General features: G+C 56.4%; 15 protein-coding genes and 1 pseudogene. 7 read left to right on the top strand and 9 right to left on the bottom strand.

Going from position 1 to position 14653, the window contains the following annotated elements; all coding sequences use genetic code 11:
• Window positions 1–162 precede the first annotated feature (162 nt).
• Window positions 163–1137, bottom strand: coding sequence for a helix-turn-helix domain-containing protein (locus ACPPVV_RS01085; RefSeq protein WP_426701639.1), 975 nt, complete (start codon window positions 1135–1137; stop codon window positions 163–165).
• 748 nt (window positions 1138–1885) lie between these two features.
• Between ACPPVV_RS01085 and csy1 the strand changes: the two genes are divergently transcribed.
• Both csy1 and ACPPVV_RS01075 read left to right on the top strand, forming a co-directional pair.
• Window positions 1886–3190: a type I-F CRISPR-associated protein Csy1 gene (gene csy1, locus ACPPVV_RS01080; protein WP_426701638.1), complete on the top strand. Its 1305-nt coding sequence runs from the start codon at window positions 1886–1888 to the stop codon at window positions 3188–3190.
• Entirely contained in the window at window positions 3177–4154 is a 978-nt protein-coding gene (locus ACPPVV_RS01075; RefSeq protein ID WP_426701637.1) for a type I-F CRISPR-associated protein Csy2, read from the top strand. Before csy1 ends, ACPPVV_RS01075 begins: the two co-directional genes overlap by 14 nt.
• Window positions 4155–4226: 72 nt before the next feature.
• On the opposite strand, the pseudogene ACPPVV_RS01070 reads toward ACPPVV_RS01075, so the two are convergent.
• Window positions 4227–4451 (bottom strand): annotated as a pseudogene (locus tag ACPPVV_RS01070) (7TMR-DISMED2 domain-containing protein); the annotation flags it as partial.
• Window positions 4448–5170 carry a response regulator transcription factor gene (locus ACPPVV_RS01065; protein ID WP_426701636.1) on the bottom strand — a complete coding sequence of 241 codons (723 nt, stop codon included), beginning with the start codon at window positions 5168–5170 and terminating at the stop codon, window positions 4448–4450. The pseudogene ACPPVV_RS01070 and the gene ACPPVV_RS01065, both read right to left, overlap by 4 nt.
• Before the next feature lie 87 nt (window positions 5171–5257).
• Between ACPPVV_RS01065 and ACPPVV_RS01060 the strand changes: the two genes are divergently transcribed.
• A complete protein-coding gene (locus ACPPVV_RS01060) occupies window positions 5258–5671 on the top strand; it encodes an H-NS family nucleoid-associated regulatory protein (RefSeq protein WP_426701635.1) in 414 nt (137 codons plus the stop codon).
• A gap of 684 nt (window positions 5672–6355) precedes the next feature.
• Here the strand turns inward: ACPPVV_RS01060 and ACPPVV_RS01055 are convergent.
• Complete coding sequence (locus ACPPVV_RS01055) at window positions 6356–6802, bottom strand: PH domain-containing protein (protein WP_426701634.1); 447 nt, start codon at window positions 6800–6802, stop codon at window positions 6356–6358.
• A 522-nt stretch (window positions 6803–7324) separates the two neighbouring features.
• On the opposite strand from ACPPVV_RS01055, the gene ACPPVV_RS01050 reads away from it, so the two are divergent.
• Window positions 7325–7495, top strand: a complete 171-nt coding sequence (locus ACPPVV_RS01050; protein ID WP_426701633.1) for a hypothetical protein — start codon at window positions 7325–7327, stop codon at window positions 7493–7495.
• Between the two features lie 689 nt (window positions 7496–8184).
• On the opposite strand, the gene ACPPVV_RS01045 is transcribed toward ACPPVV_RS01050, so the two are convergent.
• The 3 genes from ACPPVV_RS01045 to ACPPVV_RS01035 form a co-directional block, all read right to left on the bottom strand.
• Window positions 8185–8937 carry an HNH endonuclease gene (locus tag ACPPVV_RS01045; RefSeq protein ID WP_426701632.1) on the bottom strand — a complete coding sequence of 251 codons (753 nt, stop codon included), beginning with the start codon at window positions 8935–8937 and terminating at the stop codon, window positions 8185–8187.
• Entirely contained in the window at window positions 8934–9086 is a 153-nt protein-coding gene (locus tag ACPPVV_RS01040) for a hypothetical protein (protein WP_426701631.1), read from the bottom strand. The genes ACPPVV_RS01045 and ACPPVV_RS01040 overlap by 4 nt, the downstream gene beginning before the upstream one ends.
• Window positions 9087–9310: 224 nt before the next feature.
• A complete protein-coding gene (locus tag ACPPVV_RS01035; protein WP_426701630.1) occupies window positions 9311–9643 on the bottom strand; it encodes a DUF4917 family protein in 333 nt (110 codons plus the stop codon).
• Window positions 9644–10089: 446 nt separating this feature from the next.
• Between ACPPVV_RS01035 and ACPPVV_RS01030 the strand changes: the two genes are divergently transcribed.
• The 3 genes from ACPPVV_RS01030 (at window position 10090) to ACPPVV_RS01020 (ending at window position 11637) form a co-directional block, all read left to right on the top strand.
• Entirely contained in the window at window positions 10090–10353 is a 264-nt protein-coding gene (locus ACPPVV_RS01030; protein ID WP_426703136.1) for a hypothetical protein, read from the top strand.
• A gap of 1 nt (window position 10354) precedes the next feature.
• Entirely contained in the window at window positions 10355–10948 is a 594-nt protein-coding gene (locus ACPPVV_RS01025; RefSeq protein ID WP_426701629.1) for a hypothetical protein, read from the top strand.
• Between the two features lie 443 nt (window positions 10949–11391).
• Complete coding sequence (locus ACPPVV_RS01020; RefSeq protein ID WP_426701628.1) at window positions 11392–11637, top strand: hypothetical protein; 246 nt, start codon at window positions 11392–11394, stop codon at window positions 11635–11637.
• 349 nt (window positions 11638–11986) lie between these two features.
• Here the strand turns inward: ACPPVV_RS01020 and ACPPVV_RS01015 are convergent, their stop codons facing one another.
• Entirely contained in the window at window positions 11987–13912 is a 1926-nt protein-coding gene (locus tag ACPPVV_RS01015; RefSeq protein ID WP_426701627.1) for a sensor histidine kinase, read from the bottom strand.
• The gene (locus tag ACPPVV_RS01010) at window positions 13909–14634 is read right to left on the bottom strand and encodes a response regulator transcription factor (protein ID WP_426701626.1); all 726 of its coding nucleotides are present in this window, start codon (window positions 14632–14634) and stop codon (window positions 13909–13911) included. Before ACPPVV_RS01010 ends, ACPPVV_RS01015 begins: the two co-directional genes overlap by 4 nt.
• Between the last annotated feature and the right edge of the window lie 19 nt (window positions 14635–14653).

The raw sequence follows: 14653 nt of genomic DNA, 5'->3' as shown, positions 1-14653 counted from the left end.
CAAAAATGTGAACTGGTACGCGTCAATATGTCCGCAAGTTGTGTACGACAAATCGTCCCGAAACGAGGCCGCGGCGCAGCATCGTGCCTGGCTTCAAGATGATGTCCGCTATACGTGCACAACTTGCCGCTGCTGCCCGCACACGCACTTAAAAGGAGGATCTCACTCTTCAGCTGACCCAAGCTGCGGCTCGAACAAACCGCTACGGACTGTGCTCGCCGTGATCCCGAAGCGGGCACGAAACGCACGTTTGAATTGGCGCTCGCTGTGAAATCCCAAGCCGGAACTGATCTCCAAAATACTTTTATTAGTATCTCCATCTAGCATCTGGAATGCGGCCTGAAGTCGCCTCTCCTGGATGCAGTGCGCAACGCCACCGGCGCCCTCGAAGAGGCGGTAAAGGTGGGTTCGCGATATATGGAATCTTCGTTGCAAAGTCGCCGCTCCAAGCTCTGCATCACCGAGCTGCAATTCGATGTGTGCAAGGACGCGTGCCTGGAGTGTTTCTGCCCACAGTTGACTGCCTTGCTCGCGGAGCGATGTGCCCAGGCATTTGCGCAAGACAGCCAAGGTGGTTTGGGAAAGGATCGAGGCAGGTGTCCTTCCAGGATCCGCCACGTGCTCAAAGAGGTGCAAGAGATGTCGTGTCAGCATTCGGCACGGAAGTCGCCCTTCCCGTAACAGTCGCCCATGAAGCAATCGACCTGCACTTCCCAACGCCCGCCTGGGAACAAGTAAATTAAGGTGTTCGCTTTTACCGACTTGAAGATCGACGGCCTGCGAAAGATCGCTGAGGTAGATATCGCCTTCGTGAATCTCAACATTGGCTGGCCCGCCAAAATCACCTCTCACCTCACCACCTTGGGAAAGCCGGAGAAGAGCACAATCGTCGAACTGGCCATGTCTGACGCCATCACGATTCCTCACATATCGCGCCGGACTCGATGATGTACGTGCAATGGTGATTTGCCCCAGATCGTACATGGTGATCGAGGCATCAATGGGATCATCGCCAATGGGATAGACATCGGCGATCGGGGAGATCCACCGACCGTACGCCAGTGTCCTTCGCCCAGGTTCGAGCAACGCCGTACTGAACACGACGCAATTGACTCTGTTGCCTTTCGGATTAGCCATATGGGTATTTCCTCCAAAAGGAAATGCCATGAGGCTGCGAATAACCGGAGGTTGTAGATAGATCAATAGATCGAATAGGACTATTCGCTGCGCAGGCATTCTTCATGAGATGAACGCTGCCGGCAGGGGCCAGCGAGCGTAAAATCGACAAGTGGAGTGGCGCGGATTTCAATCGAGCGCCATACATCGCTTGTATTTCGTGATAAACATCACGTTTTCTGGCACACGAGGCTTCCGTTCATCCATGTGTGCAGAAGCTGCGCTCCTGAGTGATGCGCGACGTGTCCATGTGATTCATCGGGCCTTCTGACCTTTGGGACAAACTGTCGCAGGTGGCCATCGGCATAACTACGATCACCACCAACATCCACATGATGTCCGACATGTTGAAATGAAAAGGGGACGAGGTATATCACACCCATTTTCATGCGTCACCGCTTTCATCGCGCAACGCTCCAAAAACTGTTTTTTACCTCAGGTTGCAATGGCGAACGGATCGGCTTTTTGAACAACGCATTCGTATTCGATGCGACACTTGATCCCACCTTCGCGACATTCCGTCCCCGTTTTCTCCGTCGCGTATCGACATGAAAAGTCACCGCTCAGCTCTCCAACACTGCAATCCGACGTTCCAGTGGCAGCCTCCGCATGCTCATACCAGCGTGGTGCGCACAAGGTGTTTGTCGAGCCAAGACTTCAATAAAAGGCATCAACAGCGTGATGGCATGCTCTGTGCGTAGCACTGTGTATGAGCGAATCCTGCACTGTCTACAAACGACCCCAAGCCCTGCGTCAACAAATTGAAGACTTCGTTGGTGAGTGCTTACAGGCGAAGCTCATTCAACTGTCATCTCACCAACACGAAAGACGTTCGGCGCTTATCAAGTCACATCAAATCGACACTTGGCTCGACGATGCAGCACGTCACGTCAAAAGCATCCAGCTGGCCACCCACACAACTGAACCACCATACGTTGGCTCACGCAGCCCGCATGTTTGCATGACTAACAAGAAATATTGCCTACCGTGGTTTGTGGGTACGCATAGTTTGGACTATCCGTATTCCATCGATGCGATCGGGCCCACGACTGCGGCTGACGTTCTAGATTTTTTAAATCTCGCACAGGACGGCAAAACGTTCCTTCAACGAATATTAGCCGATGACCTTGAGGTCAAAGCAGCATTTTCTGCAGATAAGCGACGCGCCCAATCTTGGCGCGACTCCTTCGCCTTAGCACTAAGCAATACCGGAAGAATCGCGACATCCGTGCGCATAAGGCAAGTCCGTTTCCGCATACTTGGTGGCGAATACCACAACCTACTACCGTTGTTTCCAACGGCCTTGGTGCACCGGATGCATCAGATAATATTTGATGACCATTTCAGTGAAGTGGCGGTAGCCGCGCGCAGAGCTCACAAGAAAAGAGAGCCTTCGTCGACAGGCTATCGTGAGTACCCAGATCTCGTGATCCGCAATCTGGGTAGAAGCAAGTCACGGAACGGCAGTCTGCTGAATAGAAAGCGTCATGGTGAGAACTGGCTATTGCCGTCCCTGCCGCCGCCATCCCTGCAGCTACAGACCCAGCAAATTATCGAAAATGAATCTCTTTTTGATGAATGGCTTCGAACGGATCAGGCCTCACAGGACCTCGTCCAGGAATTTTGCCGAGTCATACCCCAAGGCCCCGGCCATAAGGGCGCTGTCCGCGAGGTGCGCCGGCGCCTGACTGCTGCGATCTGCGACGAGGCGCTTCAATACGCTCTTCGGATCCGTAACACCCTTCCTCCGAACTGGAGCAAGGATCCTCATTGTCATCTGCCAGATTTTATCCTTCTCTGGCTGGACCCACGCCGTGCAAAAGACGACATGACCTTTCGGGAACGCCGACTCAATAGTGCTTGGCCACGGGAACTTGCGTCACACCTCGCCGAGGTCTTGTTCGCGGTTATCCAGCCCGGTATTTCACCCAACAGCCGAACGAGGAAATGGAAAAGGGATCTGCTGGAGGACTTGGAAAATCTCATAGAGATTCTGGAGCATGATCGTGATTGAGCCCGATGCACTTCTCATCTTGCCACACCTCCAAGCGTGGAACGTGGACACCATTTCAGGGCCCCTGACTTGGGGCTTTCCATCCATAGCAAGCTTTATGGATCTTCAGCATGACATCAGCCGATGCTTGGCGAATGAATTCGATGTCACCCTTGATGGCATCGGCATCATTAGCCATGCATTCGATGCAAGCGTTTCCCGACCTTCCCGTGGGCGCTACAGGGTATTAAATGCCCTGCAACGCAAGCTGGGCGATGTTGAATATCTGGAAGGTGTCGTCGGAGATGGACGAGCAAATCTCGAGATCAGCCTCATTTTAGGCGTTAACAATTTGACGATGACTGACCCAGGCGATCTTGAACATTTCGCACTCCGTGCTTGGGAAGTGACCAACAGCTTGCAACTCGCGGGCGGGCACATCTCCTTTTCGGGCCTCCCAAAGCCAGAGCTAATTCTGTGGCCAGAATCCAGCGAACGTGTGCAAAAGGTTAGTCGGAGAATTGCTCTGGAGTTGCTTCCGGGACACGCGCTCGTAAGTCGCGAAGGTGCGCTTGACCAACGTTTGACGCAGCTTCGGAAGGTCCACCCGAATGTTAATAGCCTGGATGTCCTGTTGGAATTTTCCAGTCGCCGTGTGGAACCGCTCGTGATTACCCAAAACGGAGTTTCCGATGATTCAGCGCGAACCGAGGGCATTGAATGGCGAGCGCGCCGCCGGTCAGCACGATTAGTGCCGATCCCGGTCGGATATGCTTCCATTTATCCTGTACGCGCCGCAGAAGAGACAATCGATGACAACCAGTCACCGTTCCGCTTCGTGGAGAATCTGTTCAGTCTGGGCCAATGGCTGAGCCCGCACCGCGTATGGGATATGCGCAACTTGCTCTGGCAGGCATCGATTGATTCCGATGAGGGCGTCTATCGATTCAGCACGCCGTTCTACGCCGCTGACCCGATGGTCTAGAGAACTAGCGAACGATGGCATTGGTGGTGTGCACTCGGAAATACCATGCATGCCGCTGAATACCTCGGTGGGCGCCGCGAACAGGCGCGTGCGTACCGGGCGATTCTCGAAGGGCCGGTGATAGCCCATGGCGTAGTGGCGATAACCGGCCGTCCGCTGCTCCACCCACACGTCCACCTCTTCCAGCTCCAGCGAGCCGATGGCCAGCACCCACTGCGATGGAGCGTCTGCTGTATACAGCATCGAAAACAACAACCAGGCCGGCGTCGGAACCGCACGCCCGCGCCGCCACGTCACGGATCCACCTCGCAGTACCCGGTGAAGGTGTAGCCTTTTCCGTAGCTTGGCCGCACCGGCAGCTCCATGCCGCACACCGCCTGGACCTTGCGCCGCAGGCGGCTCGCCGTGTTGTCCAGGTTGCGCAGGCTGGAAAGTGTTTCCTGTTTGCCCAGGCGTAACAGCAACGCCTCCCGCGTGACGGCCTTTCCCGGTTTCTCGCACAACGAGAAGAGCAGCACCGCCTCGGTATGGGTCAGATCCAGCGCCGTGCCATTGGGCGCGTGCAGTTGCCAATGCCGGGCATGCAGGCGCCAGAGCTCGCCGACACTGGAGAAGTTGGCATCGGGCCGATCCAGGCGACGCAGCACGCTATGGCAAGCCGCCTCGATCACCTCCAGCGAACTGCGCTTGGAAAGATAGATATCCGCGCCGGCATTCAGTCCGAGCACATGGTCGTCATTGGCATCCAGCGCGGTCAGCATCACGACCCCGGTAGCGCCGCCTATTCCAGCCACGTCCTGCGCACGGACCCGTTGCGCGATTTCAAGCCCGCTGACGCCTGGCAACGCCACGTCCAGCAGCAGCAGATCGAAACGGGTTGCCGGCCAGGCCTCGAAAAAAGCTTCTGCGTTCCCGAAGCCGCTCACGGCGAAGCCTCGCAAATCGAGAAACTCCACCAGGTCGGCAAGCAACCCGGGGTTGTCTTCCACAACGGCGACGAGATAGGGAGGGCGCATCTGCGGACAACCTTTCTTTTTGCAGGCGAATTCTTGCTCGCTCGGATAGACTTTTGTTTCTGACCTCCACTGCCAAAGAGAAAAATCATGACTGTTAAGCTTGAAACGCTGTCCCCTGCCGAACTCAAAACACTCATCGCAAATGCTCAGTCGCAGATGCAGGCTGCTCACATCAGTCACGTCAAAACGGTACGGGAAAAAATCGAGCGTTTGCTGAAAAGCAGCAGCCTTACGCTGACCGACGTGTATCCGACACGTGGCGGCAAAGGCGCCAAGAGGTCGAAGTCGGTAGTAGCCCCCAAGTATCGCAACCCTGCGGACGCTACCCAGACGTGGTCGGGTCGTGGCAAGCGACCGTTGTGGTTTGTGCAGGCATTGAAGACGCGCGGCAGCACGATCGAGAACCTCCTGATCGATGGCGCATCCAAAGCGGCTCCAGCGAAGGCCGTCAAAAGAAACGCTAAGAAAGTCGCAAAAGTCGCCGCCAAGAAGGCGGTCTGAGACTAAGGCGAACCACGTTCCACGGCGTAGATGAAAGGCTGCGCCCGGAATGTGGTTACTTTCCAGAAGCAGACGTTCAACGCTTAATAAGTTAAGCGGTGATCGCCTGAAAGAGGACTGGGAGTCGGCTCACGACGCATACTCATCTGCATTTGCTACCTTGCCTCGTAGCCATCCTTTCCACAGGAGAGCACGGTCTGCAGCCAGGACGTCCTTCCACTCAACCAGATGTATGCCGGCCATCTCGTAGTCCCCGTTCGCGGTCTGCACATTTCGGTTTTCGACTGCAGTCGTGATGTTTACCCTTTCGCAGTACTCAATAAGAGCGACGAACTCGGCAGCGTTGTTGACCTGACTTGCAACGTGCCTCGCTAGAAGAGACGTAAGCGAGCCGGACAGCCTGTTGAAGTGTTCTAGACAGAGCGGGCCGTTGAGATCCTGAAGGGACGCAAGGGAAACCCGCCCAGAGAACACTCGAACCTTAGTCTTCAATACCTCGGACCAAACTGCGGAGTACCACGCTCTCGCACGCGCTGGCGTTACATGCGGCCGATTGGATAGCCAAAGGAGATCTTCGTAGATGGCTGTTAACTTCACTGCGATAGCGGATGGATATGGCATCAGAAACCTAACGCTTAAGTTAAGCGGGCGCGCGACCTTTCGCGCGCCCGCTTGGACGAGTGGTTAGACAGCAGGCGCCTCAATGCCCGTAAGTGCAGCACTACGAAACTTGAGTGGATTAGCGATGTAGGGGATTGGAGCATTCGTGCCGCCCGAGCCGGTAACTACGATACTGCCAAAGTCAAAAATGCGCCCGATGATTCCTTGCTTGACGTGAAGACTCTCGACTTTATCGTGGCGCAGTTCGACAGTGTTTCGCCGGATGAACCCGAATTTTGCAATAACACGTTTCGACGTAACTGCAAGCTCCGTAGAGTACGCATACAACCACGCCCGGAAGAGCAGCGTTAACGAGAGGATTAGCAAGATGACGCCGAGAGGCGGTACTGCAGCCATGAAGATGAGCGATAGCAAAAGCCAAAATGCAGGCCCGACGTAGATAAACCAGTGAGTTTTTGCTTGAGCAACCACGGACTCGCCGGGCGTGATGACGGACTGAACGTAACTCATGAACTTTCCCCTGTGCATGTTTGTGAAACGTCTAACGAGTTTGTAGAAAAACATCCGCCGATCTTGCTTCAATACCTCCTCGCGAGCAAGGGATCGGTATTACACGCTACCGACATATCGAAATTAGCTCGCGGCTATTGTCAGTGGACCTGCAGACGCAGCTGATGCAGCGCTTGCACTCGATGCAGTTGGTGATTAAAGAAGCTGACTGATCGTCTTGATTGAATGGGTTAGCAGCTATCCAGCGGCACGGTAAGCGGCCAAAATCTGACCCTCGGTAACATGTATCTCGTCGTTCGCCACCAGCAGTAGCTGCGGACACTGTGAGATCGGAGAGCATCGTCGGTGAAGGTGTCATCGAGTCTTGGTGCCTGTGGCGTGCCGAGACGGCCCAGCGGAACGTGCGCCTGGATCTCGCGGCAGTCGCTTCCAGCATGGCCGCATCCGCCCCAGTTCGCGTATAGCGGCGTACTGATCGGGTTTGAACTGACCACCTTGATGCGCACCGCTCGGCAGCAGCCCATGACAACGTTTTCGCCAGCGAGAGGTGCGGTCTTGCTGGTTGCGGAGACCGAAGAGTTCGGCACACCGATGTGCGCGTTGCACGGCAGCCAGTTCCTTCACGTCGGCGACCACGCGTTGCAGTCTGAAATGCGTATGCGCCTCGACCGTGAAGTGCTTGACGGTACCTAGGAGGCATTGCGCGAGGCCCGCGCAGATATAATCGGGGGGAACCAACGAGCCGCCAGCGATGCCTAGGCACGCTGGCTCGAGCTGGAACGATGGGCTGGGTATTCGCGTTATTACCACGCTGAGCAACCAGCGGCCCAACGAACGTCTTGGGGTCGCTCGGATCCCCGACCGCCGTCCAGACCGATTGTGCCCACTCCACCTAGCGGACCTTGACTGGCCTGCGAAATCACAAGAGAGCCAACTTGAGCGCGCCGGCCCCCCCACGAAGGCACAGGTAAGTCATCGATCACACTAACAGGCTCGCAGACCTGCATCCGGTCGATGATGGTAGGAGAATTCGGCGGGAAATTAGCAAGGCGGCGCGGATGCCTGCATTACTGCTATATCGGCGAGGTCGAGAACGACTCAGACCGTGCATCGGCCAACCGATCTCCTAGTGAGTAACAATGTGAGTAAGTCATACTTTTACTAGAACAAATCCACTTATTCCGCAATAACTTAGATCATTTTTTTGGTTGATGGTGGGCCACCAACGCCAGAGCCATTTTTCCCAGATTGTTGGTCATCCCAGCGATTGCTGTCAGTTTTGACACTTTTCGCTGGTAATCCGACTGACACTTTTTGCTGGTAATTCGCTGCAGCGAGCCAGAAGAGAGTTTGTAAGTTGGGTGGAATGGTTCGAGGAACAGTTATTCGTCCTCGTGGCGGAATACGAACTCTCGATGCCAAGCGAGATACGGTAAATGACCCGGGGTATGTGTCCGGAGTCGGAGCCCGCCTTCAATCCCAAAATGTGAGCGGGCTACCATGCTCAAGCTTTGGGAGCACAACAACGTCCCTTTATCGCTGAAGGCGATCAAGCCCGAGTCGAACATCGCATCCAGATGGATGGATAGCAGCAGGCCGTTGAGCGGATCTAGCCTTTCAGTATCGCTAGCCTTTGCCCACGGCTTTGCGTGACTGGCGCGCAGCAACTCCGGTGGCAGTGCCAGGCCGGTTACGGCACAGCGGCCTTGCCAAAGATCCATCAAGGCTTCGCGAAATACGTCCTGCCCGATACGCTGGCGCACCTCGCGTGTTCGCTCAGTCGCGGGCACCGCCGCTAACCGCGCTTCAAGTCGCGCAGACAGAACGGTCGCAGGATGTGTTTGCAGCGAATGGAGGACGCGCAAGGCCTCGTAGACCTGCGCGGCACCTCTTGCCACTCCCAGGCTGGCCATCCCCAAGGGCTGTGTTTGATCTGACGGAGCCAAGCCGATCGCTGTCGCCATACCATGTTCAGGCAGCGCCAACATCACGCCAGCCTCGTTAGCCCAGACCAGTACCTTGGCAGGCGAACCGCTGACTTCGGCGGCAAACCAGCCGTCATCGGTCACTGATACCAAGTCATAACCATTGTCTGCCAAGGCCTTAGCTATCAGCACGGGTAACGTCTTACTCATGCGACAACCACAAGTGAATCGTGCAGGTCGCGCACCCTGGCGTTGGGCCACACGAACGATGGCTGAATGCAGGAAAAGCTGATCGACTCGATATCGGACAGCGACTCCCGCAGGGTGTAGCCAGCTTTCTTCAACAGCATTTGATCCATTGTCTTCCCCTGTTGCGTGCATCACCGAACCTGATCACCAGAGACGATCGCTCATGATCAGCTTGCGGGGGAGTTGATCAGCTTCATTCCTTGGCCACTACCGGCCAAGAGTCGCCTTACGGTGCTATGGGTTGAGCGATTGGTTGAATCCACAACTGGAAGCGGACATCCGGAATGCACACTTCCTCACATAACTTTGCAACTTGGAAGGCTACAGGATCGTATTAGATCTCGAACTGGCCCAGCCCCGGCACAGGTGGTGGCATGGCGTGAATCCAGCATCCAGGGCTTTCGCTATCAAAGAAGTCCACATGGATCGAGCCCAAATCATCCTGAATGACCTGATACGCGTAGTCGCAATAGACCTGATCGCCACGAAAAACGGAGACCGCAACCCGTTGAATTCCGGTTCCGCGCATTCGTTTCAGCAGATGCCGATCGTGCTCTCCAAGCCCCCAGCCGTACAACACCAACGCGTGTCGCGGCGACGTGAGTACCTCCCGATAAACAGTGGACAGGTAATAGCTGTTCTGGATCGAGGACACCTTCTGCTGCATCGTTCCCTCGCTAACAAACAGCGGCACGGCTCGCGTTGCCCTAGACGTCAAAGTCGACTCGCTCTATATGAAAGCCGGCATATACGACCTCGTTCCGAGCTGTTAGAAGATTTCATGGTGTTGCGCGGCTCAAAGGACCCTGTTAGGTTCAAAGTATCGAACGCAAGGTTCGGTCAGGGGATACAGGGATGATTGACGCTACGCAGGGATGCTGCTCGGCATCTCGTCAGAGGCTGTCTACTAGCTCCGCTAGAGCGAACATGCCTTACATGTGTGCGGGTGCGCACAACATTCCCATCGGGGACGGTACTTGCCGTGAGGGCTCGCTCCAGTTGGGACACATCGCCTTGTTTCTAGGCCCTTCGATCACTCGCCACGCCAGGAACTCGCCATGAAACTTCGCCTCACTTTGTGGTTGGCGGTACTGCAGATCGTGCTCGCGGCGTCTGTGCAATAAAGTTCCAGGTTACGAGGGTCACCATATAAACAGCGTCCAAGCAATGCCGGAGCTTGCGGGCGAGGCCGATAACATCCGTTTTGAAAATCGATCGGAACATTTTCAGAGCCATGGGAGTAATTGGAGAAATCCAACTAATGGTGAGCTTCTTAACCGTAGCGGAGGACCTCGAAATAGGTCGAATCCTGCCGCAGAAAGTGCTATTGATGGAGTTGGGCGCGCGCTGAGAACGGCAATATCGGAGGAAGAATGAAGTGCAGACCTTTGTAGAGATATTGCACGATGCTAGGGTTTTAGGGGTAGATACTCTGCCTGATGGTACGGAATTATTGGGGAGGCTACCGCATGTTGGCGAGTCAGCATACTTGCATGTGCTTTTCTCTGCGCTTACTGCGAGCGACCTAGACGAACTTGAAATTAAATTGTCCCGGCGCGTTCCTGAGGTAATCGCTGAGTTTCTGCTAAATCACAATGGCTTGATTGCCTACCAAGGGGCATTATCGGTCGCCGGTAGACGGTCTAATTTTTCAAGAGATTCAAGTAACCGTCAACCATTTGACATACTGGAGGGAAATACATATAGCCGGGTTTCAGAAGCAGACGCTGATGATTTTTTTTTCGGAAGCTACAATTGGGATGGATCCCTTTTATTTGTTAGAGGTGATTCACCTTTCATTTACCGTCGTTCTAGATCAAGCGCTGCTGTTCTTAATAGCTGGCCCAGCATGACTCAAATGCTTGATCTCGAAATTTGTCGTATTTCCAAATTGTTCGACAAATTGGGTCAAGAGACAGACCAGTCTGTTCCAACCACTCCTGGGAATGATCTGATCACCCCCCCTTCGTAACGACATTACTACAGTGGGTCCGCACCTCACCTTGGTGAAGCGTGTGCGCGCTGTCGGATGGCGATTTCTGTCAAGTTTAGCGGCGTTTCGCCGCCGCGATGCTCACTTCGCGCGCACCTATCCTGTTAGTCCACCTGCTGAGATTGACCTCGCCGTCATGACTTCTCAAGGGCCGCCCATAGTGCACAGTGTCAGTATTTGGCTGTAATATGCAGGCCATAAGTGTCAAGACTCCACTCCCAGCGACACTTATTGCCGGTATTTCGTGACATTAACTGCTGGGATGACCAGATTGCGCGGTTGACCATAGTTTGGCCACTAGCAACCAAGACATTGCTGCTTCGCCCATAGGGAAGCATGGAAATGCTCGCCATTCGAAGCAGACATCAACAAGTTGGTAGATTGGCCGTCTTAGAGTCAGGGAGGGATCGGTGCGAGCTTCGTTGGAAGACTGGAACAACGGATGGGTTGAGATCGAAGTAGGACTGTCAGCCCCGGATATCGATCGCCTTATCAACTTGCTGCAAATGATCAGGGCCGATCCAGATCAGCACTTTCATGCCACGAGCGACTGTGTCGGCACGGGTGGTATTGGTCAGATCACATTCCAGATTCAGCAACCCAGCGAGACGGACAACCTGAACCTCGGTGGTCGAGCCCTGGGTGTGGGCGAGTTGAGCAAGCTCTAACTGAAACGTCCGCTTCCGACGGCGGATTCAACCGGTGGATGCCACACACCGAGAGCTGCCGTTCTTCGTGACGTGGGTCAGCCAGCGTTGACCGAATCCTCAACAATTTCCACGCCGCCTCCGGAGAGCGTGCGGACAAGTCGACCCCGATTGTCTTCACCAACATTGGACCGTAATCCCTCACCAGTTACCTGACTCCAGAACTGGAATTTTCTCGTAGTCTTTCCCGAGGAGGTTCCACAGAAGAACGAGCCGGATACTTCGGGAGCGGATTGGCTAGGCTGGCTCCATGCGCTCCTGTTGTGCGCGATCCGCGAGACCATCCCTGCGCAGCCTCGACAACGGCGATTCACGACGGCAGAAAAATCTCCACTTCCAGTCCGGAACCGGCGGGAGAGCAGACGGTCAGGGTGCCGCCATGGGCTTCCACGATGCGCCGCGTGAAGTGGTATCCCAAGCCACTGCCCTTTTTGCCCAGCGATGAGGCAGCGCGGAAATAAGGCGTGCCAAGCTTGTCCAGTTCGTCGTCGCTCATGCCGGGACCCTGGTCGACAACCCGGATCCGCAAGCCCTCTTCGTCCAGCATGGCTCCGATCGCCACCGGATTTTCCGGCGGGGAATAACGCAGCGCGTTGGTCAACAGATTGCCGACCGCCACACCTATCAATGTGGAATCGAGGTCGAACGCGGCTTCCTCGGGACACTCGCTGAAGAGAAGGCGTTCACCGGCCATGTCGCCTTGCAGACGGATGGCGTTTTCCAGCAGCGCCCGGATGACGCAAGGCTCGAGCGACAACGCGAGCGTGCCGCGGTCCAGCGCTTCGGTCATCAGAAAGTTGTCGACGAATCCGGAAAGCGTCGCCGCATTGCTACGTATCTGTGCCAGTCGCTGCGCTTCCGGCGATGGCAATTCCTGCAGCTTTATCTGGATCATCTGTGCAGCACGGTCAATCGCGGCGAGCGGATTGCCGAATTCGTGGGAAAGCATGGCAACGAAGCGGCGCTGCTCTTCAGATCGTCGGGTGACCACGGCCGACTCCTGCTGGGCGGCCACCTTGTCGTACTGCAGCTGGCGCAGGCGCAGTGCCAGGCCGTAACTCATCACCAGCACATGCACCAGCACGGCGACCTGATAGAAGTTCGACGTCACCGCGTTCTGGGACAGCACGCCCAGGTTCATGGCGCTGTTGATGCTGGCGCCGGCGGCTGGAATCACGAAGGCGACGAAATACACCATGAATTCCCCCCGGCGACTGCGCCACCAGAACCTCAGCAACAGCACCATGCTGATGAGGAAGTTCAGGCTGTTGAGGGCGTTCGCCAGCGTCACGACATGCAACAGCCACGGACCCACCAGCGCGGGCGCCAGGGCGAAGGGCAACAGGCCGATATTGAGCAGGACAGTGAACAGGTACAGGCGGTGGATGCGTGGATGGGCCTGCTTCAGATTCAGTAGCCTGTCCCACATCAGCACGATGGATGCGGCCCCACCCAGCCAGCCAATCCGTGGCAAGGCATCGGTGAACCAGGCCGCATGAGCGGTCAGCAGCACCGGAAGGTAACCGTTGGTACCCAGGTGGAACAGGAGCTGCGAGGCGATGTAGCCGGCATAGGCGGCCATGACGACTTCGCGCAGGCGGGCACCGAGGATGCAATAGAACATCACTACGATGAGCAGAAGGCCGAAATACATCCCGCGATAGAAATTGCTGCGGGTTTCGTGGGCGGAGAATGCCTGGACCTGCCACAGCTCGGCATGCACCACGATGGCATTGGTGGTGTGCACGCGGAAATAGACATGCATGCCGCTGAATACCTCGACGGGCGCCGCGAACAGGCGCGTGCGTACCGGGCGATTCTCGAAGGGCCGGTGATAGCCCATGGCGTAGTGGCGATAATCGCCCGTCCGCTGCTCCACCCACACGTCCACCTCTTCCAGCTCCGGCGAGCCGATGGCCAGCACCCACTGCGATGGAGCGTCTGCGGTCGGGTTCAATGCGACACGGAACCAGTGCGCGTTCGTGTCGTAGCCCAGGCTGCGGGAGCCGGGAAGACGAACGAACGATTGGCGCGGTATCGCCTCGAAGGGCAACGTGCCGGTCGTATCGGCGAAATGCTCCAGCCGGCCCTCCAGCGAAAGCCGGGGGGTGTGGGCGCTCAACCGCAACGCAGGTGCCGATGCCGATGCGAGTGCCGGCATAAGCAGCAGTGCATACAGCATCGAAAACAACAACCAGGCCGGCGTCGGAACCGCACGCCCGCGCCGCCACGTCACGGATCCACCTCGCAGTACCCGGTGAAGGTGTAGCCTTTTCCGTAGCTTGGCCGCACCGGCAGCTCCATGCCGCACACCGCCTGGACCTTGCGCCGCAGGCGGCTCGCCGTGTTGTCCAGGTTGCGCAGGCTGGAAAGTGTTTCCTGTTTGCCCAGGCGTAACAGCAACGCCTCCCGCGTAACGGACTTTCCCGGTTTCTCGCACAACGAGAAGAGCAGCACCGCCTCGGTATGGGTCAGATCCAGCGCCGTGCCATTGGGCGCGTGCAGTTGCCAATGCCGGGCATGCAGACGCCAGAGCTCGCCGACACTGGAGGAGTTGTGGGCATCGGGCCGATCCAGGCGACGCAGCACGCTATGGCAAGCCGCCTCGATCACCTCCAGCGAACTGCGCTTGGAAAGATAGATATCCGCGCCGGCATTCAGTCCGAGCACATGGTCGTCATTGGCATCCAGCGCGGTCAGCATCACGACCCCGGTAGCGCCGCCTATTCCAGTCACGTCCTGCGCACGGACCCGTTGCGCGATTTCAAGCCCGCTGACGCCTGGCAACGCCACGTCCAGCAGCAGCAGATCGAAACAGGTTGCCGGCCAGGCCTCGAAAAAAGCTTCCGCGTCCCCGAAGCCGCTCACGGCGAAGCCTCGCAAATCGAGAAACTCCACCAGGTCGGCAAGCAACCCGGGATTGTCTTCCACAACGGCGACGAGATAGGGAGGGCGCATCTGCGGAGTCGGTCGGTCC

Source organism: Rhodanobacter sp. Col0626 (assembly GCF_049994385.1).
Lineage (GTDB): Bacteria > Pseudomonadota > Gammaproteobacteria > Xanthomonadales > Rhodanobacteraceae > Rhodanobacter.
Note: the sequence above shows the minus strand (reverse complement) of the source record. Positions and strands in the feature narration are given on the sequence as shown.